We start from the raw sequence: 23205 nt of genomic DNA, 5'->3' as shown, positions 1-23205 counted from the left end.
TGTGTCACCTCGCCGCCGGCGCCATCGCCAGCCGCTGTACGCCGGAAGGGCCGGCGACGAGCAGCCAGTCGGCTTCCATCGAGACCACGTCGAAAGCCGCGCCCAATCCGGGCATCGGCGCCATCCGCACGAAGCTGTCGCCAAGCGCGGTGCCGACCAGCAGCTCGCCCGCCTGCGTGGCCAGCACCAGGCGGCCATCGGGCAGGACCACGCCGCCGTTCACGGCCGCATGGGTGCCGGTGGCCAGCGGCTTCCAGCTCGCGCCGGCGTCGGCCGAGCGCCAAGCCGTGCCGCGCAGGCCGAGCGCGACGATCGCGTCCTTCGAAGCCGCCATGCCGAACCAGGTGCCGGGATACGGCGTCTGGATGCGCACGAAGCGCCCGGCCGCCGCATCCAGGCGCATGACCAGACCGAGCTCGCCGACGATCACCACCTGGTCGCCGGCCTGGCGGATGGCATGCAGCGAATAGCCGTCGGGGTTGTCGGTGCGGTCGAGCCACGGCTCCCACGTCGCGCCGCCATCGGCCGTGTGGAGGATCAGGTTGAATTGGCCGACCGCCCAACCCTCGCGCTCATCGCGAAAGTGCACGGCCAAAAAGGGCCGGGTCGGGCCGTCCTCGGCCATGCGCTTGGCGTCGTCGCGCGCCCGCGCGAGCGCCGGGTCGGCGGCAGCACCCTTTTTCTCGTAGTACGACACCATCATCGTCCCGAGGCTGCGCCCGTCGAGCACGCGGCGCCAGCTCAGCCCGCCGTCGGTGCTGTGCAGCACCACGCCATCGTGGCCCACCGCCCAGCCCTGCGTGGGGGACGGGAACTGCACGGCGAGCAGGTCGGTGCTGACCGGCGCGGGCCGCTGCTCCCAGGTCTTGCCGCGGTCCGCGGAGCGCAGGATGTGGCCACGCGGGCCGACGGCGACGACATGCTCGGCATCGACCACCGCCAGCGCAAAAACCGGCGCCCGCAGCGCGCGCGGCGACATGCGCGCCGGTGCATCGAGCGGATCGACGAAGGCGGGTGCGGACGGGCCCGCCGCGCCGGCCACGACCGATGCACAGAGGCAGGCCGCGATCGTCGCGAGGGCGCTCACGTGCCGCATGGCGCGAGCGGATAACGATGCACCCTGGGCCACGCTCGCGTGCACTCAGCGCTGGGTCCGGCGTGCCAGGCCTTCGGGGCTGTAGAAGGCGTCGGCATCGACCGTGTCGATGTCCATGAACAGGCCCTTGTAGCCGCCGAGGATCGAGGAGTTGTACCAGGCCCCGGTGCCGAAGTCGAAGTAGAAGGTACCGCCCTGCACCACCGCCTGCTTGTCGTAGGCCCAGACCGTCGGGTTCAGGATGCCGCGCGAGAGCTTGCCGGTGGCGTCCCAGGCGTCGATCACCACCGCGCCGGGGATGTCCTCGTCCATGTAGAAGCGGCGCTTGGCGGCCACGTGGCGCGCGCCCGGCTTGAGCGTGGCGTCGACCACCGTGACGCGGTGCAGCTCCCAGCGCATCGCGTCCGGGTTCGGGTGGCCCTTCATCAGGATGTCGTCGGGCTTGCCGGCCAGGTACTTGTAGTTGTTGTATGGGATCAGCATCTCCTTCGTGCCGGCCAGCTTCCAGTCGAAGCGGTCGAGCCGGCCCGAGAAGGCATAGATCTCGTCGTACAGCATGGCCCCGGCGGCCGTCGCGACCGGGAAGTCGTAGCTCGCATCCGGCGACAACCGCACGCGGCGCTGGCCCGGCGTGTAGGCCCAGGTCTTGTCGGGCTGCTGCACCGGGTTGATGAACTTGCGCTGCAGGTTCCCCTCGCCGGTGATCCGCGCCGGCGCGGTGTAGATGTTGTTGTTCATGAAGTACTGGCCACCCCTGGCGTAGAACTCCTCGGAAGTGAGCTTCGGGTTGAAGTAGTCGTTCTGGTTGCGGTTGTTCACCTCGGCCGTCATGACCTTGTTGCCGCCGCCATCCACGTACCAGGCCTGGCCGTAGGTCCACGAAGACGCGCCCTTGTTCGTCAGCATCATGTTCCACATCCCCTCCTGTCCGGTCTTCGGAGCGGGGAAGGGCGTGCCGCCGAAGCAGCCGGTCACCGCTTCGCCGTCCTCGATTGCCTTGCAGCGGCCGGCAGCGTTCTTGCGGGTGTTCTCGACGAACCAGGCCGAGTAGTTGGCCGGCCTGCGTGTCGGGTAGACGTCGATGCGGAAGGTCGGGTAGCGCTTCAGCAGCTCCTTGGTCGCCTCGGAGAGCTTGTCGGCGTACTGCGCCATGTTGGCTGCCGTCACGGTGTAGAGCGGCTTGTCGGCCGCGTAGGGGTCGGTCCAGAAGCCGGAGTCCTTCTTGAAGCCGGGCGGGCTGGTGTTGGCCGGAAGGCCGCCGTCCCAGGCCGCGATGCTGCCGTCCTTGTTGCCGGCCTTCACGGCGCCCCAGGGCAGGCGATCGCCGTCGTCGGCGTTGGCTGCGGGCACGAAGCTCGCGCCGATGCCGAGGCACAGCGCGGCGGTTGCGATGCGTCGAATGTTCATCTCGATTCCTTCGAAGTGCTGCTCAGAACGCGGTCTGGTAGGTGAAGCTCAGGTAGTTGCGATCGCGGAAGTTCGCCAGGCCGGAGGCGAAGAACGGCGCTGCGCCCGGGCCGGTGGCGATGTTGCCGGTCTTGCCGCCGCGCGCGGTGTAGGCCAGGTCGAACTGGTGCTTGTACTTGCCGGCCAGGTACTCGATGCGGATTGCCGGGCGGACCAGCCACGACCCCTTGGGCGTGACGCCGGCGCCGACTGCGGCGGCATTGCCCGACAAACCGTAGGTCACGAACAGCGGCGTCGAGATGTCGATGCTCGGGAAGACCTGCTGCCACGTCGGCGTGAACGACAGGGCAATGCTGGCAGCGTTGCGCGTCGAGCAGCCGCGCAGCACCAGGTTGTCGGTGCAGGCGGGGTTGCCGCCCCGGCCGTTGTAAAGGCTGGCGCCGCTGGTGATCTTGTCCAGGTGCATGGCGTCGAACTGCAGCGCGATCGAGCCCGAGTCGAAGAGCGCGTTCTTGTTGATCGTCGAAACGGCGCTCATCAGGAAGTGGACGGTGTTGCCGCGCGGGCCTTCCATGCCGGGGTCCCTGACGAGGCCGGGGAAAGTCCCAAAGGCGAAGCCGCTGCGCACGTTCAACGGCATCTTGCGGCGGTAGTTCAGCTCGATGCCGGTGCCCCAGCCCGCGAGCAAGGTGTTGTAGGTCAGGCCGATGAGCTCGATGTCCTTCGCATAGACCGCGCGGCCGATGCGCGAGCCGTTGGCGTTGACCCCGATCTGGCTCAGCCAGCTGGGATTCTTGTCGTCGAAGCGGCGCAGCCACAGGCCCAAGGCGTCGCCCTCGAGCTTTTCCGGCGACCACTTCAGGCCCAGCGCGATGTCGCCCTTGTCGCCCTTGAAGGAAGGGGCGCGCGGAACGGCCGGATTGGAAATGAATTGCGGGCCTTCGAGCGCGGTGTCGTTGACCTGCCAGAAGGTGCCGCCTTCGGAAATGCGCGAGGAGCGGAATTCGCCCGTGTACTGGCCCATCAGCGACCACGCGTTGTTGAGCTGCCAGGTGGCGCCGACCTGGCCGATCGGCAGCGCCGTTTCCTTGGCCGAGGCGCCCGGGCTCAGGTCCGACTTGCGGCCGTCGTTGGGCGCCATCGAGTAAGACACGCTGCCGCCATTGCCGAACAGGAATTCGCCCGGCAGCCAGGCAAAGCGGCCGGCCTTCAGGTTCAGCGAGGTGCCGCCGAAGTCGAGGTTGGTCCATGCGAAGGCGTCCATGAACTCGGCGGAAGGGCCCTTGTAGTAGCGGTCGATGTAGCCAGTGAATTCGTTGCGCGCATAGTTCGGAACGGTCGCGAAGCGCGGGTCGCTGCGGCTCCTGTCGGGGAAGTTATTGTCGTACCAGCCTGTTGCGCTGAGGCGCAAGCCCATGTTCCTCTTGTAGCTCAAGTCCAACTCGGAGTAGATATCGAAGCGCGACAGCGTCGTGTCGTTCTTGCCGAACAGCCAGTTGCCCTCGTCCACCGCCGGCGAGTTGACCAGGCGCAGGTCACGCTCGCCGGTACGCATCGCGGCGTTGTAGCGCACCGTGGTGTCGAGCGTGATCTCCAGGTCGGGCGAGCCGGTGTCGATCTTGAAGGCGGCCGCGGGCGCGGCCATGGCCACCGCCGCACCGATGCAGGCCGCCTTCAAGGCGTGTTCGCTGCGCGTAGCGCGGCGGCGAGTCCCTCGTTCTTTGCTCATCGAGTCTCCAGTTTTGTAGGAATGGGAAATCTGGCGGGGCCGGCGCGACGCCTTTTTGGGTGGTCGGTGCGTCATGCCAATAATCGAACAGTGTTCGTATGGTTGCACAGGCCCTCCGGAACGTCAACCAAGGGCTATCAGTAATTACCCGTGGACTCGGATCGGCCCGCCACCTGCGAGGGCACTTGCAACGGCGCCCCCGCGCTGCTGCGGCGCGGCAAGGCAATGGCGAGCAGCACGCCGGCGCCGGCACAGGCGATGACGAAGGCGAAGGTGAGCGCATAGGCGGCCGGGCTCGGATGCGTGCCGGCGCCCCGGGCCGCGTCGCTCACCGTCGAGCTGGCCAGAAGCAGGGTCGCGAGCTGCGTGCCGATCGCGGTGCCCACGGTGCGAACGACGTGCGACATGCCGTTGATCTCGCTGGTGCGATCCGTGGGCGCGACCTCGACGATCAGGTTGGGGATTGCCGCATAGAGGATCGATCCGCCGAGGGTGATCAGGAAGGCCTCCGCGACCAGCAGCCACACGGCGTCGTGGTGCAGCAGCACGCCCACCCAGCCGGCGCAGATCACGACGCTGCCGACCAGCGCCGCGCGCCGCGCACCATGCCGCGCCGCGACATGCCCGCTCCACGGCGCTCCGAACAGGCCTGCGATGCTGGCAGGCACCTTGATCGTTGCGGCCAGCGTGGCCGTGAGGCCGAGGCCGATGCCGGTCCACGCCGGCTGCTGCGCGAGCAGCAGGATCACGAGCATCAGCTGCGCCGTGCCGAGACCGAACAGCGCCATCAGCCCCATCGCCAGCCCGACCTGGCGTTCGGCGAAGCGGCGCACGTCGATCATGGGCTGCGGGTGGCGCCATTCGTGACGTACCCAGGCCGCGATCGCCAGCAGGCCGGTCGCGATCAGCCCGAGCGTGACCGGGTCGGCCGGACCGCTCCCCTTCATGCGCGTGACGGCCCACAGCAGCAACGCGACACCGGGCGCGAACAGCACGCCGCCGAGCAGGTCGAGGCGCCCCACCGCCGCCTGCCGCACCGAGGGCGGCAGCAGCGTCGCAACCGCGACGATCGACAGCGCCGTCTGGCCGACCGAGAACCAGAAGATCCAGCGCCAGCCCGCATGGTCGACCAGCCAGCCCCCGAGCAGGATGCCCGCGCCGGCCGTGAAGCTCGCCATCGCAGCCACCCAGCCGATGCCCACCGGCACGCGCGCCTTCGGCAGATGCTCGCGCACCAGCCCGATGGTGAGCGGCAGCAGCGCCGCCGACATGCCCTGCACCGCGCGCCCGGCGATCAGCCACGGCAGGCTGGTGGCGAAAGCACCGATGAGCGAGCCGGCCAGCGCGAACGCCAGCGTCAGGATCAGCAGCCTGCGCCGGCCGTACAGATCGCCCAGGCGCGAGCTCAGGCCGGCCGACACGGCGCCGACGAGCAGGAAGGCCGTGATCAGCCAGCCGACGCCGACCGGATCGCCGAACTCGCGCATCAGCGTGGCCAGGGCGCCGTACATCATGCCGACCTCGAAGGAGCTGTTCACCTCGGCGAACACCAGCACGGCGAGGATCAGAAGCCAGCGCCGATTCTCGGCCGGCGTGGGGGAATCTTGTTTCACGAACGTCTCCTGGTGCCCCGTCTCCGGGACCCTTGTCACCTGCCCTTGCGATTCGTTGCAAAAGGCGGTGGATCGGAAGGTCTAGAGCCCGTCGAAGGGACCTTCGACAGCGCCCTCCAGTTGCTGCAGCAGGCGCCTCAGGCTGTTCGACAGCGCGCGGCGCTCGTCGTTCGGCAACGCCCGCACGGCCTTGAAGACCGGCGCCGGGTGGGCGATCAGGCGGTCCAGCGCCTGGTCACCGAGCGCGGTCATGCGGACCATCTGCCCGCGCCGGTCGAGCGGGTTGTGGACCCGCTCCACCAGCCCGCGCGCGACCAGCCTGTCGAGCCGCTTCTTCAGCCCCGGCAGCGAGATCCACAGCCGCTCCTTCAGCCCGGTGGGCGTGCTCTCGAAGGGCGGCCCCATGCGCCGCAGCGCGCCCAGCACCATCACCTCGCCGGAATTCAGTCCCTGCGCGGCGGCCAGCGACGCGATGCCGCGCTCGACGTGCGCCCCAAGGCGCGACAGGCGCGCCAGCACGGCGAACACCTGCGGATCGACCTCCGGCCAGGCACGGCGCCAGCTCTCCAGGTTGGGCTGCACGACACCGTCGTCGTCCGCCACCGACGCCATGGAGGCCAGCCCTGGCGCCAAGCCCAGCGGCGCCGCGATGCGCGCGAGCACCGACAGCTGCAGGTCCTCGCCGCGTTCGGCGCGCACGATCTGCGGCTGGTGCACGCCGGCGCGCTGGGCCAGCTCGCGCTGCGACCATCCCGCGGCGGCGCGCTTCTCCTTCAGCAACTCGGCCCATGAGGATTTGCTCCAGGTGCTTGGTTCGGTCATCGGGTAGGCCTGCGGGTCGATATCTTTCACGATATCAGCGGCAAGCCCCGTGCAGGCGATCAACCTTCGTCGTTGACCCAGCGCACGAAGCGGCTCAGCGGCAGGAAGCCGTCGTGCGAGATGCCCGCCTCGAAGGCCACCGCCTTGCCGAGCTCGACGATGCGCTGCACGCCGGCCGCGGCGAGCGCGTCGCGCAACTCCGCCTTGCGCTTCGGCGGGTAGACGCCGACCGTCTGCGTCGCAACGTTGGCGCAGCCCACCGCCGAGGCCAGGCTCGCCACCGGCACAACGTTGACCACGCGGCCGTCCGGATGGAAGTCGACCTGCTCCTCCGAGCGGATCACCAGCCCCCGGCCCTCGTAGCCGCCCCACACGCGGTAGTGCGGCTCCATGCCGCGCAGGCCGTCGATCTCGTCGCGCAGATCGGCCGGCAGCGGACTGCCGATCGCGGAGCAGGTCTCGCGCTGCACACCCAGCCGCGCCTGCAGCAGCGCGCAATAGCGATCGACCTCCTCGACCGAGCCCTCGACGAATTGCACGCGGCTCGACGCACAGGCCTGCTGGTTCATGATCGTCGCGTCGGTCGCGGCGCGCTCGGCCACCTCGGCCAGTGCGGCGTCGGAGGCGAAGGCCTCGCGGCCGATCAGCGAGATCGAGGTCTTCGGATCGAAGGCCACCAGCTCGAAGCCCGGGCCGATGTACTGCTTGACGCTGCGGATCGTGCTCTCGCCGCCCCAGGCCACCACCTTGTCGAAGAATTGCGGCCGGAACAGCAGGCTCTCGATCTGGGCATCGCCGCCGCGCCAATAGGCCGCCGAGAACGAGCGCACCAGCGGATGGCCGGGCGCGACCGCCGCCATGGTGCGCAGGATCGCCGTGGCCGTGAAGAGATCGTTGGAAGGCAGCTTGATCAGGTGCACGCCCTTGGTCAGCGCGCCCCGGACCACCGACATCGCGGCCACGCCCGGCGCGTTGCCGGCGATCACGTGGATCAGCCGCGGCGGGAAGGCGCGCATCCGGTGCGTGCGACCGCTGGGCGCGTTGTCGATGAGGCGCCAGCCGTCCAGCACGTCGGCGCCGCCGAGCTCCTGCTCGACCTGGAAGAGCAGGCCGCGGTTGTCGAAGGCGCGGCCCAGGCCGGCATAGGAGCGCTCCAGGACGTCGCGCGGCAGCGGGCTGGTGCGCACGCTGAAATCGAGCGCCTCGGCGAGCAGCCCGTCCGGGTCGCGCTTGAGCCGCTCGCCGGTGGCCACCAGCACGTCGATGATCTCGGCCAGCGGCGTGTCGAAGGCGGGGCCAGGCTCGCGGCGTGTCCACACCAGATCGTTCAGGTCCAGCGCCGGGGTCGCGAAGCGCGCCTGCGGGCTGCCGAACTCGTGAGCCGCGCCGGTGACGACCTTGCCCTTGACGACGTGACAGACGGGGACCGCGGGGGTCGCAAGAGTGCTTGTGTTCATGCTGCGATCGCTCCACGGACATAGGCGTCGATCGTGCCCGCGCAGCCGATGTGATCGTCCTCGCCCGGCTGCGCGAAGCGCGTGATGTTGTCGAACAGCGTCGGCCCGCGGCGGCCGCAGGGGCAGCGCGGCTTCAGGTCCGCGGTCACCTTGTCGCCGGTGATGAGGCCGCCCCAGCGCCCTTCGTAGAGCAGGTCGAGAAAGGCGAAGCGGCCCTCGACCACGCCATCCTCGCCATCGTTGGCCGTCAACAGTCGCTCGCCATCACGATCGATGATCAGCCAGATCAAGGCCGGCGCGCGGTGGTAGCGCCCGGCCTCGCAGCGCGGCATCACCTGCGCGAGCTCGGTCATGCCGTAGTTGCCCGGGCGCACGACCTGGCCGAAGAAGCGGTCGACCTGCTCCTTGTAGTCCGGCGGCAGGGCCACGCCCTTGATGCCGCCGCCGGCGTTGACGACGGTGTCGGGGTGGAAGGCGCCGTCGCCGATGCCGCGTTCGCGCGCCCGGGCGATGAGCCCCATGTACTGCGCCCACATGCCGGAGATCAGCATCGGCTCCGCGCGGCGGTCGAGGATGGTGTCGAGCAGCTTCAGCAAGCCCTCGCGCCCTTCGGCGCCCCTGCGCGCGGCCTCCTGCTCGAAGGCGGCGATCTCGTCGGGCGTCGCGCTGCCATCGGCCATCTTCTTGCGCATCGCCGCCATCCGGCTGACGTCGGCGATCCGCAGCGGCTGGTCGGTCAGCGCGAAGGTCTGCCCCGGTTTGCCGAAGTTCTCGAAGTTGAACTGGGCTGCCTCGGTCGCGCTGCTCGTGCCTCGGGACGGGCCGAGCCAGAACACCGTGCGGTCGGCATTCGAGCGCACGTAGGGCCAGCCGACCGAGTACTTGAAGTGGCGCTTCTTCAGGTCGTGGTCGCCCACCGTGTGGTTCAGGAACGAGCACTTGCCCGAGGACCCGCTGGTCGCGAGCACCCGATGGCCGGCCTCCCACAGCCGCGCGAGCCAGTCGTCGACGTCCTTCACGCCCTCGACGTTCACGCCGGTGGTGTCGGCCACCGACAGCGTGTTCAGCCACTGCAGCATGCGGCCCCACTGCCCCTTCTCGACGAAGGACGGCGGGTAGGACTTGTAGACCGTGTGCGCGAACAGCAGGGGAACCAGGTCCTCCAGCCGGCCGATGCGCTCGATGCCGGCGTCTTCTGCGCGGCGCGCGAGCAGCGGGATCTGCGCCTGGCGCTCCTCGAACAGCTCCTGCGCCGCGCCCAGCTGCAGCGCTTCGACGTCGGCGGCCGGCAGGTCGTAGGCGAGGTCGGGGTCGAGGATCATGTCGACCAGTTGCTTGCGGATCGGTGTCATGCCGGCCTCCTCATTGGCCGGCGTCGATGGCCGTCGCCACCGACACGCTTTCCCACTCGGCGAGCTGCTTCACCCGCGACTCGTAGGCCCCGCGCAGCATGCCGACCGCGTCGGCACCGAGCACCAGCCGCAGCGGCGGCTGCGGCGCCTCCAGCACCCGGATGATCGCGGCCGCCGCCTTGGCCGGGTCGCCCGGCTCGTGGCCGTGGTAGTGGGCGATGTGGTCGCGTGCCTTGTGCGCGGGCGTGCCGGCGTAGGCCTCGACGCGCAGGGCCGCCTGGCGCTGCGAGCCGCCGGCGAACTGCGTGCGAAAGCCCCCCGGCTCGACGATCGTCACGCGGATGTCGAAGGGCGCCAGCTCGGTCGCCAGCGCCTCGGTCGCGCCTTCCAGCGCGAACTTCGAGGCGGCATACAGGCCGCAGGCGGGAAAGCCGATCACGCCGGCCACCGAGGCGACGTTGAAGATGTGCCCGGCGCGCCGCTCGCGCAGGTGCGGCAGCAGCGCACGCACGACCGCGAGCGGGCCGAAGAGGTTGGTGTCCATCACCTGGCGCCCTTCGGCGTCGGACACTTCCTCGATCGCGCCGAAGAGGCCATAGCCGGCGTTGTTGACCAGCACGTCGATCGTGCCGGCGAGCTTCAGGGCCTTCTGCACGGCCGGCTCGACCTGGTCGATGCGCGTCACGTCGAGCAGCAGCGCATGGGCGCGGCCGGGGGCGAGCTGCTCGAAGCGATCGGCCTGCGCAGCCTGGCGCACGGTGCCGACGACGGTGTCGCCACGCGCGAGCGCGGCCCGGGCGAGCTCGAGGCCGAAGCCGCTCGAGACGCCGGTGATGAGCCAATTTGTCATCTTGGGATTCCTTTGATCGTTGGTGACGGAGCGTTCATATATGTTTACAACGTTCTGTTTTTGATTATCTTGGCGAATATTCGACGGCGGGGCGAGTGGGTGCAATCGGGTTTACCCGGACTGACCTGATTGGTTGCAATCGTCACAGGCAGCAGGTGATCTCGGCGGGGCTGCGGACTCGTCGGGAGTGATATGTTTATCTGTATCAATGGATGCGCCCGGTGCCCTCACCCTAGCCCTCTCCCAGAGGGAGAGGGGACAAGGCGGGGCACGCACATCGCATGTCGGCGTTCAGCCCATTTGCAGCGCGAGCCCTACCCGGTGCCCGCCCTCGCACGGACCGACAGCTCATCGTGAATCCGCTTGGCACCCGCGAGCCCGCCATCGAAGTCCGCGGCGTTCACAGCGCACTCGACCGCGTCGATGCACCCCAGCGCAGCTTGATTCGGCACGCCCGCATCGCCCAGCCTGGCTCGATACGCAGCGATCGCCTCTGCCGCCCCGCAACGATCCAGCGGCCGATGGCGCAACAGCACGGATGCCGGCGGCCGGTCCCGATCCATCGCCGCGGCGAAGGCACGCGCGGCAGCCAGCGGGTCGGCCTCGCACAGGCGATCGAACAAGGGCGTGTCGGCGTAGCGGTCCGCACGCACCGGCTCGCCCGCCAGGATCAGCGCGAGTGCGCGCCCCACCCCGACCGCGCGCGGCAGACGCTGCGATCCGCTGGGCGGCACGACGCCGTGCTTCAGCTCGGGCAGCGCGATGCGCGCGTCGCGTTGCGCGACGCGGTAGTGGCAGGCCAGCGCAAGCTCGAAGCCGCCGCCGATCGCGAAGCCGTGGATGGCCGCGATCATCGGCTTCGTGCACGCCTCGATGCGCGGGAACAGGTGGGCTGACAGCGCCGGCCACTGCTGCTGCAGCGGCGAGCGCAGCTCGGCATAGTCGCCGCCGGCCGAGAAGCCGCGGCCGGCACCGCCGATCACGATCGCCCGCACGGCAGGGTCGGCATCCGCCGCCTCCAGCGCCTCCCACAGCGCGAGCCGCATCGGATGCGAGAGGCTGTTCACCGGGGCATGCTCGAGCACGAGCTGCAGCACGCCGTCACGCCAGAGCTTGGATAGGACGCGGGCCATCGTCGCGGTCCTCGGGACGTCAGGCCGTCTATCGGCCTTCGAAGCGCGGCGCGCGCTTTTCCAGGAACGCACGCACCGCCTCCGCATGGTCGGCGCTGCCCATCGCCACGGCCTGGAACTCCACCTCGCTGCGGATCGCCGCGTCGAGACTGTCCACCCCCTGTGCCAGCGCGCTCTTCAGCAGGGCGCTCGCCACCGGCGGCAGCGCCGCGTAGTCCTGCGCCACCGCGAGCGCTTGCGGCAGCGCTCCGCCCGGCTCGGCGAGTTCGTTGGCCAGGCCGATCCGGTGCGCCTCGGCGCCGTCGAACACCCGCGCGAGGCCGAGGATCTCGCGGGCCTTCGCACGGCCGACCCGGTGCTGCAGGCTCCACAGCGCGCCCATGTCCGGCATCAGGCCCACCTTGACGAACGCGGCGCCGAACTTCGCGTCGCGCGCCGCGACCACATGGTCGGCAAGCGAAGCGATCGACAGGCCCGCGCCCATCGCCGAGCCCTCGACCGCCGCCACCACCGGCTTCGGCCCGAGTGCGATGAGCCGGATCAGTGCGGTCACCAGGTTCCAGCGCTCGCGGTTCTCCAGCAGCGTGCGCGTTTCCATTTCGCTGATGTCGCCGCCGGCGCAGAAGTGTCCGCCGGCGCCGGTGAGGACGATCGCGCGCACCTCGGCATCGCCCATCGCCGCTTCCAGCCGCTCGCGAAGCTGCGTGCGCATCTGCAGGCAGTAGGCGTTGCGGCGCGCCGGGAAGTTCAGTGTCAGCACCGCAACCGCGCCGTCGCGCATCATCGGCACCATGTCGGCGGGACGGTCGATAGGCTTGGTCATCCTTTCAATGCCCTTCAAAGCGCGGCTCGCGCTTCTGCTGGAAGGCCGCGAGCGCCTCCTTGCAGTCCTCGCTCAGGCGGCAGCGGATCATGTTGCGCGCCTCGAGGTCGAGCACCTGCTGCAGCGTCTGGTGCGCGGCGGCGTGGACGTTCTCCTTGATCGCTCGGAACGCGAGCGCCGGCCCGTTCGCCAGGCGCAGCGCGAAGGCATCGGCCACGGCATCGAGCTCGGCGTCGGCCACGACGCGGTTGACCATGCCCAGCGTCAGCGCCTCGGCGGCGCCGACGCGGTCGGACAGCATGTAGATCTCTTTCGCCTTGGAGGGGCCGACGAGCTGGGTCAGGAAATAGCTGCCGCCGTAATCCCCCGGCGTGCCGATCTTCGCGAAGCTCGAGACGAAAAAGGCGTTGTCGGCGGCCACGCGGAAATCGCAGGCCAGGGCCAGCGAGAAGCCGAGCCCGGCTGCCGGCCCGCGCAGCTTCGCGATGGTCGGCTTGCCCATGTCGTGCAGCAGGAACGAGGCGTCGGCGAGGCGCCGCAGCCGGTCGACCCGCGCCTCGTGCGCCTGCCAGAGTTCGGTCTGGCCGAATTCCTGCGCGATCGCATCATGGGGGTCGGGCGCGCCCATCGAGCGCACGTCGGCACCGGTACAGAAGGCCGCGCCGGTGCCGGTCAGCACCACGACCTTCACACGCGGATGGCGCGCCGCGTCGGCCAGCAGGCGCACCAACAGGTTCTGCCCGGCGGTGTCGATCGCGTTCTTCACCTCCGGGCGGTCGATCGTCAGGGTCAGCACGCCGGAATCGGCAAGCGCCCAGGTGATGGCCTCGCTCATCAGTACAGCTCCTTCATCCGCTGCTCGTCGAAGGCGGGCAACGCGTGCCCGTGGCGCAGCTTCTCGGTCCATCTCGGTTCGTTCAAGAGCGCACGGCCGACAGCGACGAGATCGAACTCGCCGCGCTCGAAGCGCTTCATCAGCAAAGCGACGTTGTCGGAGCCGCCGGCGCGACCGTCGCGCTTCGAATCGTAGAAGCCGCGGTCCAGCCCGATGCCGCCGATCGCCATCGCCAGCTTGCCGGTGAGCTTGCGGGCCCAGCCCGAGAGGTTGAGCGGCGAGCCCTCGAACTCCGCGCGGTCGAAATAGCGCGCGCTGCCGTCGAACACATCGACGCCGGCATCGGCGATCGGGCCGAGCACCTCCTCGAGCTCCTGCGGCGTCGCCGCCAGGCGGGCCTTGAAGTCCTGCTGCTTCCACTGCGAGAAGCGGAAGAAGATCGGCATCGACTCGCCCGCCTCGCGCCGGATCGCACGCACCACCTCGGCGGCGAAGCGTGCGCGGGCGCGACGGTCGCCGCCCCAGGCGTCGTTGCGGCGGTTCGTCTCGTCCCACAGGAAGGTGTCGATCAGGTAGCCGTGCGCGCCATGGATCGCGATGCCGTCGAAACCGGCCTCGCGCGCGTGGCGGGCGCTGCGCGCGTAGGCATCGATCACGTCCTGGATCTCGCGCTCGGTCATCGGCCGCGTCGGCGCCTGCACGCGCTCGGCATAGGCGGGGTCGATCGAAGTCATGCGCCCCGCCGGCCCCCAAAGGCCCGAGGGACGCAGCGATGCCGCCTCCGGCTGCGGACCGGTCCCGGGCTCGCGCATCACGCCCTGGTGCCAGAGCTGCGGCACGATCCGCCCGCCGGCGGCATGCACCGCGTCGACGACGCGCCGCCAGCCGGCCAGCGCCGCCTCGCCATGGAGGTGCGGCAGATTGCTTTCGCCGAGGCCCGCATCACCGAGCGCCGCGGGGTGGTCGATGCCCACGCCTTCGGTGATCAGCAGGCCGGTGCCCCCTTCGGCGCGGCGGCGGTAGTAGGCGGCGACGTCCTCGCCCGGCACGCCGCCGGGCGAAAAGTTGCGCGTCATGGGCGCCATCACGATGCGGTTCGCGAGCGCGAGTCCGCGGATGGCGATCGGTTCGAACAAGGGCGCGACGTCGATGGGCCCGGAGGGTTCGCTCATGGTCCCGGCCTATGCAGCGAGCAGCAGCGGCGACAGGCGCTGCTCGATCGCGTCCCGCGCCTGCGCCAGCATGCGCTCGACCAGTTCGGCGCAGCTGGGCAGGTCGTCGATCAGGCCGACGCACTGGCCGACCGGCAGCGCCGCATCGTCCGCGGCGCCGCTTTCCATCGCCTGCATCCAGCGCGGCGCGCCGATCAGCGGCAGCAGGTCCCCGTGCGTCGTCGCCGGCTGTGCCTCGAGGGCGAGCGCTTCGGCGGCCGTGCGGTTCTTCAGCACGCGGATGCTGTCGCCGAAGCGGCGGCCGACCAGCGTGGTGTCGGTCGCGCCCGCGGCCAGCATGCGCGCCTTGACCTCCGCATGCAGCGGCGACTCGCGCGTCAACAGGAAGCGCGTGCCCATGCAGACCCCCTCGGCACCCAGCGCCAAGGCCGCGACCAGGCCGTACCCATCGGCAATGCCGCCAGCAGCCAGCACCGGGATCTTCAGCGCCCGTGCGGCGGCCGGGATCAGCACCAGGCCCGGCACGTCATCGGCGCCCGGGTGGCCGGCGCATTCGAAGCCGTCGATGATCACCGCGTCGACGCCGAGCGACTCGGCCTTCAGTGCATGGCGCACGCTGGTGGCCTTGTGCATCACCTTGACGCCCGCGCCCTTCAGCGCGTCGAGATAGCGGGCGGGGCTGCCGCCGGCCGTCTCGACGACGGGAATGCGCTCCTCGCAGACCACCCGCACGTAGCCCTCGACGTCGACGCCGCTCGCACTCGGCAACAGGGTCAGGTTGACGCCGAAGGGCTGCTTGGTCATCGACCGGGTGCGCTCGATCTCGCGGCGCAGCGCTTCCGCATCCGGCTGGGTGTGCGCCGACAGGATGCCGAAGGCGCCGGCGTTCGAGACCGCCGACACCAACTCCGCGCGCGAGGCCCAGCGCATGCCGCTCTGCACGATCGGCAGCCGGCTGCCGAGCAGTGCGCTCGCCCTCGTCTTCATGATTGGACGGGCGCCAGGAAGCGCCGGCCGTTGTCGTGCATCACACCCTGCGTCTGTTCGGCGCCCAGGTGCTTGCACGCCTCTTCGGCGAAGTCGCGCGGCGCCGGCACGCCTTCGGCATGCGGATAGTCCGAGCCCATGATCATCCACTCGTGCGAGCCGACCTGGTCGACGATCGTCTTCAGGTCGTCCTCCGGATAGGCGACCACGCTGACATGGCGCTGGAAGATCTTGCTCGGCCGTTCCTTCAGCTGCCCGCCCGGCCAGTAGCCGTTCTTCGCCATGCCGCGGCACTTGTCCATCTTGATCAGCATCGTCGGCACCCACTCGGCGCCGTTCTCGGCCGACAGCACGCGCAGGTTGGGGAAGCGCGCGAAGAAGTTCCAGAAGATCAGCGACGAGATCGTCTCAACCACCGGCCGCTCGCTGTAGCCGTGCATCCACACGAAGGCGGTCTGGCGCTGGCGCGACTGCTGCACCGGCTCGCCCCACACCGCCATGTGGTCCTTCATGTAGATCGCCTCGGACACGTGATAGACCACGCGGCAGTGCGCCTCGTTGAGGATGGACCAGAAGCGGTCGAAGTCCGGATGCGCCGGCGGCTTGCCGCCGAAGGGGCCCATCGGCATCAGGAACAGGCGCGTGCCATGCTTAATCGCCCATTCCGCCTCGGCGCAGGCGGCGTCCAGGTCGTCGAGCGAAACCAGGGGCGCGGAGTAGATGCGGTCTTCGTGGTTGAAGCCCCAGTCGTCGAGCATCCAGCGGTTGTAGGCATGCATCACCGCGGCAGCGGCCTTCGGCTCGTCGAGGTAGCTGATCGTCGCGACCATGTTGCCGCAGTAGAGGAAGCAGCCCTCGACGCCGAACTCGTCCATCTTCGCGAGGCGGGCGTCGCGGGCGTACATGTCTGCGGTCATCGGCACGCGCATGTCGACGTTCTCCTTGCCTTCCTTCTGCGCGCGCAGCCATTCGTGCAGCTTGCCCGGCGGCGGCACGCGGCCGTCCTCGGCGTAGTAGCCGGCACTGACCTCGATCTTGCGATGGCCCACGTACAGCGCGAACTCGCCGTCGGCGCCGACCTTCCACTCGTAGCTCCAGTCCTTCTTGAACTTCTCGGGCAGGTAGCGGCTGAAGGCGTCGGGGGTCTCGTAGAGATGGGTGTCGCCGTCGAAGATGGGGCCTCTGAAAAGCGGTGCAGCGGTGGTGGTCGTCGTCATCGGGTTCTCCGGGGATGGAAATGCCATGCCGCGGGGTCGCGGCGCGGCGTGGAATGGCGGGTGCTTCAGATTTGCGATGCGGGCAGCCGGATCACGAGGCCGTCGATCGCCGGGGTGACGCGCAACTGGCACGCCAGGCGGCTGGTCTCGCGTGGCTCGACCACGCACTCGAGCATCTCGCGCTCGGTGGATTCCGGCGGCGGCAGCCTGGACGCCCAGCTTTCGTCGACATAGCAGTGGCAGGTCGCGCAGCTGCACGAGCCGCCGCAGTCGGCGAGGATGCCGGGCACCAGGGCGTCGATGGCGCCCTGCATGACCGACTGGCCGACTTCGGCCTCGACCTGGTGCTCGGCACCGGTGTGCTCGATGATCGTGAAACGGGGCACGGTGGGTTGTCTCCTCAAAGTGGCAAGGCTTCCTGAAGCAGGCTCTTCAGCGGCGTGCCGTCGTCGACCAGCCGCTCGGGTGGAATGACCCTGCGCTCGCCGATGATGCGCTTGGCCAGCATGAATTCGGCCGGGCGGTTCACCGTGTCGACCGCGATCACGCGCTCACCCTTCAGGTAGAAGGCCGAGAACGAGCGCTGCTCGACCGAGCCGCGCAACAGGAATTGGTCGTGGCCCTGCGACAGGCCGACCATCTTCAGCTTCAGGTCGTACTGGTCGGACCAGAACCACGGCGCGCTCTCGAACGGCCGCTCATGCCCGAGCAGCGCCGCCGCCGCGGAGCGCGCCTGTTCGAGCGCACTGGGCACCGACTCGAGCCGCACGGAGCGGCCGTACAGCGCGCTGTCGAAGCGCGTGCAGTCGCCGGCCGCGACGATGTGCGGATCGCTGGTCCGTGCGCAGGCGTCGATGCGGATGCCGTCGTCGACGGCAAGGCCGGCGGCGGCGGCCAGCTCGGTGTTGGGCACGATGCCGATGCCGACGATCACCAGGTCGCAGGCCAGGCGCTCGCCGTCGGCGCAATGCACGCCGATGACCCTGCGGCGCGCGGCATCGAGCTCGAAGCCGTCGACCTGCACGCCGATGCGCAGGTCGACGCCGGCCTCGCGGTGTACCTGCTCGTAGAAGGAGGACACGCGCGGCGCGGTCACGCGCGCGAGCACGCGCTCGGCCGCCTCCAGCACGGTGACGTTCAACCCGGCCTTGATGGCCACCGCAGCGACCTCGAGGCCGATGTAGCCGCCGCCGACGATCGCGACGCGCGCACCGGGCGCGAAGTGCCGGCGGATGCGATCTACGTCGGCGAGCGTGCGCAGGTAGTGGAAGTTGTCGGCGCCTTCGGCCGCGCCCGCGATGGCGGCCGGCAACGGGCGCGGCCGCCCGCCGGTGGCCAGCGCGAGCCGTGCGTAGTCGATCGAGGAGCCGTCCTCGAACGCGACGCGCCGAGCGGCGCGGTCGAGGGCCTGCACGCGCCGGCCCTGCAGCAGCTCGACGCCGGCTTTCTCGAGCGTGGCGCGCGCCTTCAGGTGCAGCGAGTCGAGCGTCGCGGTGCCGGCCAGGTAGGCCTTCGACAGCGGCGGCCGGTGGTAGGGCAGCGCGGTCTCGTCGCCGATCAGCCGGATCGGGCCCGGCCATCCGGCCTCGCGTGCCTGCACCGCGAGCTCGGTGCCCGCGTGCCCGGCACCGATGACGACCAGCGCGCCGCCCTCGCCGCTCACACGATGCCTTTCGACTTCAAGCATTCGAGTTCCTCGGCGTCCAGCCTGAGGAGGCCGCGGTAGATCTCGTCGTTGTGCTGGCCCAGCGTCGGCGGTGCGACGTAGTCGGTGATCGGCGTGTCCGAGAACTTGATCGGGTTGGTGTGGATCCTGACGCTGCCGGCCAGCGGATGCGGCACTTCGGTGGCCAGGCCGCGGTGCTGCGCCTGCGGATCGTCGAACACCTGCTTCAAGTCGTAGATTGGCCCGGCCGGCACGCCGGCGGCTTCCATGGCGGCGAGCAGGTCGGCCTGGCGCCAGCGGCGCGTGATCGCATCGAAGGTGTCCGCCAGCAGCCGGCGGTTGCCCACGCGCAGCGGGTTGGTCGCGAAGCGCGGATCGCCGGCGAGCTCGGGGTGCTCGAGCGCGACGCAGAAGCGGCGGTACTGCTCGTCGTTGCCGCACACCACCATCACGCCCCCGTCGACGCATGGGAACATCTGCGAAGGCAGGCCGCCGTTGCCCTGGGTGCCGCGCCGCATCGGCACCTGGCCGGTCGCGAGGTACTGCGCCGCGTAGTGCGACAGCGAAGCGACCACCGAGTCGAACAGCGCGACATCGATGTGCTGGCCGCGGCCGCTGCTGGCCTCGCGGTTGGCGTCGCGGTCGTACAGCGCGGTGATCACGCCGATGGCAGCGAACTGCCCAGCCACGAAGTCGGCGATCGACGGGCCGGTCTTGACCGGCGCACCGCCCTCCTCGTCCGGATAGCCTGTCACGCTCATGAGGCCGCCCATGGCCTGAAAGATCGAGTCGTAGCCGGGGCGCGGCGCATAGGGACCGGTCTGGCCGAAGCCCGTCACCGAGCAATAGACGAGGCGCGGATTGAGCTCGCGCAGACTCGCGGCGTCCAGGCCGTGGCGCTTCAGGTCGCCGACCTTGAAGTTCTCGACCAGCACGTCCGACATCGCGGCCAGCCGGCGCGCCAACGCCTGGCCTTCGGGCCGGGCGAGGTCGAGCGTGATCGACTTCTTGTTGCGGTTGCTGCCGAGGATGATCGGCGTCTCGTGGGTGTCGCGTCCTTCGCGGTCCTTCAGGAACGGCGGGCCCATCCTGCGCGCGTCGTCGCCCGTGCCGGGGCGCTCGACCTTGATCACCTCGGCGCCGAGGTCACCGAGCATCTGCGCGGCCAGCGGGCCGGCGATGACGCGAGACAGATCGAGAACGCGAATGTGCGAGAAGGGCTTTCTGGACATGGCAGGGAGGTGAGAGTCAGGTTCCCTGCAGTGTCGGTCGCGGCATCTGCGCCAGCAAGGCGGCGCTGCTGCGCGCGAGCAGTTCCAGGCCGCTCTCGGCCGCCCTCTGCGCACACTCCTGGGCGTACACCATGTCGCGCCGGAAGCGCGGCACATCCACCCACCATCCGCGCTCCGCCATCAGCCACTTGAACGCGACGAGTTCGGTCAACGGGTCGTTCGAATCGAATTGCAGGCTGTTCATAGGAGTCCCCATCGATGTTCGTATAGTCGAATGATAGTCTGATTTTAGAACATTGCAAATGCTTTGCGACAGGCCTTGGCAGGTCGGTGCAACCCGACGCCATGCGCGGTCGCGGCATTTAATTTGGGGGAAGGATTCGACGCGTTGAGCTGCAAGTGCGGGAGCCGCCCTGGCATTGACTCCCTCCCCTTTCGGGGGAGGGTTGGAAGTGGGGCACGCTGCGTCACCACGGACAGGCCGCTGCCCCCATCCCCGCCTTCCCCGGAAGGGGAAGGAGCAAGACCGCGTGCTCAGCGGCGCGATGCCGCGAACACCTGCCCGATGGAGCCTCCGAGATAGCCATAGGCATGGACCATCTCCCTATAGCAATCCTGGGCCGTCGAAGCGGGCAGGTTGATGCCGCCCGCCCGGCAGACTTCGGCCTTCGAAGGGGCTGCCGCACGCGCACCATCGGACGCGTCGGACTTCAGATAGCCGAGCGACCCGAACACGCCCACTGCCGCACCGATTGCCAACACTTTCAGACCACTGAGCATTTCCGTCTCCTCAGGCGACCCCGCCGTGGCGCGACAGGGCGCGCACCGTCGACAAGGCCGGCAGCCAGACCAACACCGTGCGACTATTCGCAGGCTAGACGTTCTGTTTGTTGAATGCTATTCTGAAATCAAGTCTTCATGATTCGGGATAACCCGAGAGCAGGATCACCATGGGCGCGCTTCCCCGCATTCAGGATTTCGACGACCCCGCCTACGACCCCTTCGTCTCCGACGACGCTTCGTTCGGCGCACACGACGACCCCTACCCGCAGCTCGCCCGGTGGCGCGAACAGGGGCCGGTGCATGCCTTCGACTACCGCACGGCGCTGGGCCTCCATCCCGACGTGACGATGGCCGATCTGCCGGCGTACCTGGTGCTCGGCTACGACGCGGTCGAGAAGGTCTTCCTGGATCCGCAGACCTATTCGAACGGCGTCTATGCGCGCAACCTGGGCATCTCCTTCGGCCGCAGCGTGAGCACGATGGATGCGCCGGACCATCCGCGCTATCGCAAGATTTTCCAGAAGGCTTTTCTGCCGAACAGGGTGTCGGCCTGGGGCGAGACGCTGGTCGATCCCGTCGTGGCGTCGCTGATGCAGAAGTTCAGCGGCCGCGGCCGGGCCGATCTGGTGCAGGAGTTCACCCACCACTACCCTTTCCAGATCATCTACCGACAGCTGAACCTGCCGCCGGAAGACGTCGGCATCTTCCACAAGCTGGCGATCGCGCAGACGGTGGTGTCGCACGACGTGGCGCACGGCACCGAGGCGTCGCACAAGCTGGGCGTGTACTTCAAGGCCCTGCTGCAGGAGCGCCGCGCGCACCCGGGCGACGACCTCGTGAGCCTGCTGGCCCATGCCGAGGTCGACGGCGAGTCCCTGCCCGAAGAGATCCTGGTCTCCTTCCTGCGCCAGCTCGTCAACGCCGGCGGCGACACCACCTACCGGGGCACGAGCATCCTGCTGACCGGGCTGCTGACCCACCCGGACCAGCTCGAGGCCGTGCGGAAGGACCGCTCGCTGATCCCGCAGGCGATCGAGGAAGCCTTGCGCTGGGACGGCCCCGTGCTGATCGCGACGCGCACACCCTCGGTCGACACCGAACTGTGCGGCGTGAAGCTGCCGGCAGGCGCCTGCCTGTCGGTGGCGTCGGGCTCGGCGAACCGCGATCCCTCGCGCTTCGAGGATCCCGACCGCTTCGACATCTTCCGCAGGAAGCAGCGCCACTTCGCATTTGCGTCCGGGCCCCATGTGTGCATCGGCCAGCACCTCGCGCGCGTCGAGATGACGCGGGCGCTGAACGCGATCCTCGACCAGCTGCCGAACTTGCGGCTCGACCCCGACATGCCGCCGCCGCGCATCCAGGGCACGATGATGCGCGTGCCCAAGCACATCCACGTGCGCTTCGACGGCGCGCTGGCATGAGCGAGGCGACCTACCTCATCGTCGGCGCGGGCTCGGCCGGCTGCGTGCTGGCCAACCGCCTCAGCGAAAACCCGGCTCATCGAGTGCTTCTGATCGAAGCCGGCCCCGAGGACAGCAGCCCCCTGATCGCCATGCCCAAGGGCTTCGGCAAGCTGCTCGCCGACCCGAAGCATGCCGACTACACGCCGGTGGCACCCCACGCCGGCAACCGCGGGCGGCAGGAGGTGTGGGCGCGCGGGAAGATGCTGGGCGGATCGAGCGCGATCAACGGCATGGTCTACGTGCGCGGCCACCCTGCGGACTACGACGCGTGGGCCTTGCAGGGCGCCACCGGCTGGGGCTGGGACGAGATGGCGAAGCGCTTCAAGGCGATGGAAGACCACGCACTCGGCGCCGACGAGCTGCGCGGTGCCGGCGGGCCGCTGAAGGTAACGCCCCATGCCGAGCGCAGCGAGCTGGCCGAAGCCACGATCGCCGCCTGCGCGCACCTGGGCCTCGAGCGCCGCGAGGACCTCAATCGCCTCGATCACGAAGGCATCGCCTACCTGAGCTACACGATCCGCGACGGGGTGCGGCAGAGCGCCGCCGCCGCCTTCCTCGCGCCGGTGCGATCCCGCGCCAACCTCAGGGTGCTCACCGGCACGCGGGTCGTCCGCGTGCTGTTCGAAGGCCGGCGGGCTATCGGCGTCGAGGCGGTGGTCGACGGCCACGTGCGGCGCTTCGATGCGGCGCGCGAGCTCATTCTCTGCGGCGGTGCATTGCGATCGCCGCGCCTGCTGCAGCTGTCCGGCGTGGGTGATGGCGAGCATCTCCGCTCACTGGGAATCCGGCTGGTGGCGCACAACCCGGCCGTCGGGCGCCACCTGCAGGAACACCTGCTGTACATGGCGCAATGGCGGCTCGCCGACTGGCGTCATTCCCAGAACCGCGAGTTCAGCGGCTGGCGCCTCGGCCTCAATGCCACCAAGTACCTCTCCACGCGCAGCGGCGTGATGGCGACGGGCTCGTATCCGGTCGGCGGCTTCTACCGATCGCTGCCCGGCGCCGCGCGAGCCGACGCACAGCTGATGATGTGCCCCTTCTCGCTCGATTTCGCGGCGGGCGGCATGGCGATGGAAGACTTCCCCGGCATGCAGTTCTTCAGCTACGGGCTGCGGCCGCGCAGCGAGGGCCATCTGCGCATCGTGTCGCCCGATGCGGACGTGCCGGCCGAGGTCGATCCGAACTACCTGGCCGAGGAGGAAGACCGCCGCATCGCGATTGCCTCGATGCGCTTCATGCGCAAGGTCGCGGAACAGCCGAGCCTGGCGCCGCTGATCGTCGCGGAGACGCGGCCGGGCCCGGCGGTGCAGAGCGACGAACAGATCCTGGACGCCTTCCGCAGCGGCGGCCAGAGCGGCTACCACGCCTGCGGCACCTGCCGCATGGGCGGTGACGAGCACAGCGTCGTCGATCCGCGGCTCAAGGTGCGCGGCGTCGAGGCGCTCCGCGTGATGGACCTGTCGATCGCACCGAGCATGCCCGCCGGCAACACCAATGGTCCCGTGATGGCGATGGCCTGGCGCGCGGCCGATCTGATCCTGGAGGATGCGCGTTGACGCGCGGCTCGC

At 69.5% G+C, this 23205-nt stretch carries 21 protein-coding genes; 2 read left to right on the top strand and 19 right to left on the bottom strand.

The window, feature by feature from the left end:
- Positions 1-4: 4 nt before the first annotated feature.
- The 19 genes from GXN78_RS38480 to GXN78_RS38390 form a co-directional block, all read right to left on the bottom strand.
- Positions 5-1096, bottom strand: coding sequence for a YCF48-related protein (locus GXN78_RS38480; RefSeq protein ID WP_106556903.1), 1092 nt, complete (start codon positions 1094-1096; stop codon positions 5-7).
- Between the two features lie 45 nt (positions 1097-1141).
- Positions 1142-2503, bottom strand: coding sequence for a DUF1329 domain-containing protein (locus GXN78_RS38475; protein ID WP_106556902.1), 1362 nt, complete (start codon positions 2501-2503; stop codon positions 1142-1144).
- Positions 2504-2525: 22 nt separating this feature from the next.
- On the bottom strand, positions 2526-4232 hold the full coding sequence (locus GXN78_RS38470) for a DUF1302 family protein (protein ID WP_164256313.1): 1707 nt from the start codon (positions 4230-4232) through the stop codon (positions 2526-2528).
- Between the two features lie 137 nt (positions 4233-4369).
- Positions 4370-5845 carry an MFS transporter gene (locus GXN78_RS38465; RefSeq protein WP_106556900.1) on the bottom strand — a complete coding sequence of 492 codons (1476 nt, stop codon included), beginning with the start codon at positions 5843-5845 and terminating at the stop codon, positions 4370-4372.
- 81 nt (positions 5846-5926) lie between these two features.
- A complete protein-coding gene (locus tag GXN78_RS38460; RefSeq protein ID WP_146163048.1) occupies positions 5927-6697 on the bottom strand; it encodes a helix-turn-helix domain-containing protein in 771 nt (256 codons plus the stop codon).
- Between the two features lie 29 nt (positions 6698-6726).
- Positions 6727-8124 (bottom strand): acyl-CoA reductase, encoded by a 1398-nt coding sequence (locus GXN78_RS38455; RefSeq protein WP_106556898.1) that lies wholly within the window; start codon positions 8122-8124, stop codon positions 6727-6729.
- Positions 8121-9476: a hypothetical protein gene (locus GXN78_RS38450; RefSeq protein WP_106556897.1), complete on the bottom strand. Its 1356-nt coding sequence runs from the start codon at positions 9474-9476 to the stop codon at positions 8121-8123. Before GXN78_RS38450 ends, GXN78_RS38455 begins: the two co-directional genes overlap by 4 nt.
- Positions 9477-9486: 10 nt before the next feature.
- Positions 9487-10326 carry an oxidoreductase gene (locus GXN78_RS38445; protein ID WP_106556896.1) on the bottom strand — a complete coding sequence of 280 codons (840 nt, stop codon included), beginning with the start codon at positions 10324-10326 and terminating at the stop codon, positions 9487-9489.
- A gap of 314 nt (positions 10327-10640) precedes the next feature.
- Positions 10641-11459 (bottom strand): enoyl-CoA hydratase/isomerase family protein, encoded by an 819-nt coding sequence (locus tag GXN78_RS38440; RefSeq protein WP_164256311.1) that lies wholly within the window; start codon positions 11457-11459, stop codon positions 10641-10643.
- A 28-nt stretch (positions 11460-11487) separates the two neighbouring features.
- A complete protein-coding gene (locus GXN78_RS38435) occupies positions 11488-12282 on the bottom strand; it encodes an enoyl-CoA hydratase-related protein (RefSeq protein ID WP_106556894.1) in 795 nt (264 codons plus the stop codon).
- A gap of 4 nt (positions 12283-12286) precedes the next feature.
- Complete coding sequence (locus tag GXN78_RS38430) at positions 12287-13117, bottom strand: enoyl-CoA hydratase (protein WP_106556893.1); 831 nt, start codon at positions 13115-13117, stop codon at positions 12287-12289.
- Positions 13117-14289: an NADH:flavin oxidoreductase gene (locus tag GXN78_RS38425; protein WP_106556892.1), complete on the bottom strand. Its 1173-nt coding sequence runs from the start codon at positions 14287-14289 to the stop codon at positions 13117-13119. The genes GXN78_RS38430 and GXN78_RS38425 overlap by 1 nt, the downstream gene beginning before the upstream one ends.
- A 9-nt stretch (positions 14290-14298) precedes the next feature.
- Positions 14299-15276: a nitronate monooxygenase gene (locus tag GXN78_RS38420; RefSeq protein WP_106556891.1), complete on the bottom strand. Its 978-nt coding sequence runs from the start codon at positions 15274-15276 to the stop codon at positions 14299-14301.
- On the bottom strand, positions 15273-16493 hold the full coding sequence (locus tag GXN78_RS38415) for an amidohydrolase family protein (protein ID WP_106556890.1): 1221 nt from the start codon (positions 16491-16493) through the stop codon (positions 15273-15275). The genes GXN78_RS38420 and GXN78_RS38415 overlap by 4 nt, the downstream gene beginning before the upstream one ends.
- A gap of 65 nt (positions 16494-16558) precedes the next feature.
- Positions 16559-16879: a 2Fe-2S iron-sulfur cluster-binding protein gene (locus tag GXN78_RS38410; protein ID WP_106556889.1), complete on the bottom strand. Its 321-nt coding sequence runs from the start codon at positions 16877-16879 to the stop codon at positions 16559-16561.
- Positions 16880-16893: 14 nt separating this feature from the next.
- A complete protein-coding gene (locus GXN78_RS38405) occupies positions 16894-18180 on the bottom strand; it encodes an FAD-dependent oxidoreductase (RefSeq protein ID WP_106556888.1) in 1287 nt (428 codons plus the stop codon).
- Positions 18153-19391 carry a CaiB/BaiF CoA-transferase family protein gene (locus GXN78_RS38400; RefSeq protein WP_106556887.1) on the bottom strand — a complete coding sequence of 413 codons (1239 nt, stop codon included), beginning with the start codon at positions 19389-19391 and terminating at the stop codon, positions 18153-18155. The genes GXN78_RS38405 and GXN78_RS38400 overlap by 28 nt, the downstream gene beginning before the upstream one ends.
- A gap of 16 nt (positions 19392-19407) precedes the next feature.
- Positions 19408-19635, bottom strand: a complete 228-nt coding sequence (locus GXN78_RS38395) for a hypothetical protein (protein ID WP_106556886.1) — start codon at positions 19633-19635, stop codon at positions 19408-19410.
- 290 nt (positions 19636-19925) lie between these two features.
- Positions 19926-20171 (bottom strand): hypothetical protein, encoded by a 246-nt coding sequence (locus GXN78_RS38390; protein WP_106556885.1) that lies wholly within the window; start codon positions 20169-20171, stop codon positions 19926-19928.
- Between the two features lie 170 nt (positions 20172-20341).
- Between GXN78_RS38390 and GXN78_RS38385 the strand changes: the two genes are divergently transcribed.
- Both GXN78_RS38385 and GXN78_RS38380 read left to right on the top strand, forming a co-directional pair.
- Positions 20342-21595, top strand: a complete 1254-nt coding sequence (locus tag GXN78_RS38385; protein WP_106556884.1) for a cytochrome P450 — start codon at positions 20342-20344, stop codon at positions 21593-21595.
- Positions 21592-23193, top strand: a complete 1602-nt coding sequence (locus GXN78_RS38380; protein ID WP_106556883.1) for a GMC family oxidoreductase N-terminal domain-containing protein — start codon at positions 21592-21594, stop codon at positions 23191-23193. The genes GXN78_RS38385 and GXN78_RS38380 overlap by 4 nt, the downstream gene beginning before the upstream one ends.
- Positions 23194-23205 lie beyond the last annotated feature (12 nt).

It is taken from the genome of Variovorax sp. WS11 (genome assembly GCF_010499245.1).
Lineage (GTDB): Bacteria > Pseudomonadota > Gammaproteobacteria > Burkholderiales > Burkholderiaceae_C > Variovorax.
This window is presented reverse-complemented; position numbering and strand designations above follow the sequence as displayed.

Bases quoted from the DNA above. Each gene is read 5' to 3' on its own strand.
- GXN78_RS38480 (WP_106556903.1), bottom strand. From the start codon at position 1,096: ATGCGGCACGTGAGCGCCCTCGCGACGATCGCGGCCTGCCTCTGTGCA.
- GXN78_RS38475 (WP_106556902.1), bottom strand. From the start codon at position 2,503: ATGAACATTCGACGCATCGCAACCGCCGCGCTGTGCCTCGGCATCGGC.
- GXN78_RS38470 (WP_164256313.1), bottom strand. From the start codon at position 4,232: ATGAGCAAAGAACGAGGGACTCGCCGCCGCGCTACGCGCAGCGAACAC.
- GXN78_RS38455 (WP_106556898.1), bottom strand. From the start codon at position 8,124: ATGAACACAAGCACTCTTGCGACCCCCGCGGTCCCCGTCTGTCACGTC.
- GXN78_RS38450 (WP_106556897.1), bottom strand. From the start codon at position 9,476: ATGACACCGATCCGCAAGCAACTGGTCGACATGATCCTCGACCCCGAC.
- GXN78_RS38445 (WP_106556896.1), bottom strand. From the start codon at position 10,326: ATGACAAATTGGCTCATCACCGGCGTCTCGAGCGGCTTCGGCCTCGAG.
- GXN78_RS38440 (WP_164256311.1), bottom strand. From the start codon at position 11,459: ATGGCCCGCGTCCTATCCAAGCTCTGGCGTGACGGCGTGCTGCAGCTC.
- GXN78_RS38435 (WP_106556894.1), bottom strand. From the start codon at position 12,282: ATGACCAAGCCTATCGACCGTCCCGCCGACATGGTGCCGATGATGCGC.
- GXN78_RS38430 (WP_106556893.1), bottom strand. From the start codon at position 13,117: ATGAGCGAGGCCATCACCTGGGCGCTTGCCGATTCCGGCGTGCTGACC.
- GXN78_RS38425 (WP_106556892.1), bottom strand. From the start codon at position 14,289: ATGAGCGAACCCTCCGGGCCCATCGACGTCGCGCCCTTGTTCGAACCG.
- GXN78_RS38420 (WP_106556891.1), bottom strand. From the start codon at position 15,276: ATGAAGACGAGGGCGAGCGCACTGCTCGGCAGCCGGCTGCCGATCGTG.
- GXN78_RS38415 (WP_106556890.1), bottom strand. From the start codon at position 16,493: ATGACGACGACCACCACCGCTGCACCGCTTTTCAGAGGCCCCATCTTC.
- GXN78_RS38405 (WP_106556888.1), bottom strand. From the start codon at position 18,180: ATGCTTGAAGTCGAAAGGCATCGTGTGAGCGGCGAGGGCGGCGCGCTG.
- GXN78_RS38400 (WP_106556887.1), bottom strand. From the start codon at position 19,391: ATGTCCAGAAAGCCCTTCTCGCACATTCGCGTTCTCGATCTGTCTCGC.
- GXN78_RS38395 (WP_106556886.1), bottom strand. From the start codon at position 19,635: ATGAACAGCCTGCAATTCGATTCGAACGACCCGTTGACCGAACTCGTC.
- GXN78_RS38390 (WP_106556885.1), bottom strand. From the start codon at position 20,171: ATGCTCAGTGGTCTGAAAGTGTTGGCAATCGGTGCGGCAGTGGGCGTG.
- GXN78_RS38385 (WP_106556884.1), top strand. From the start codon at position 20,342: ATGGGCGCGCTTCCCCGCATTCAGGATTTCGACGACCCCGCCTACGAC.
- GXN78_RS38380 (WP_106556883.1), top strand. From the start codon at position 21,592: ATGAGCGAGGCGACCTACCTCATCGTCGGCGCGGGCTCGGCCGGCTGC.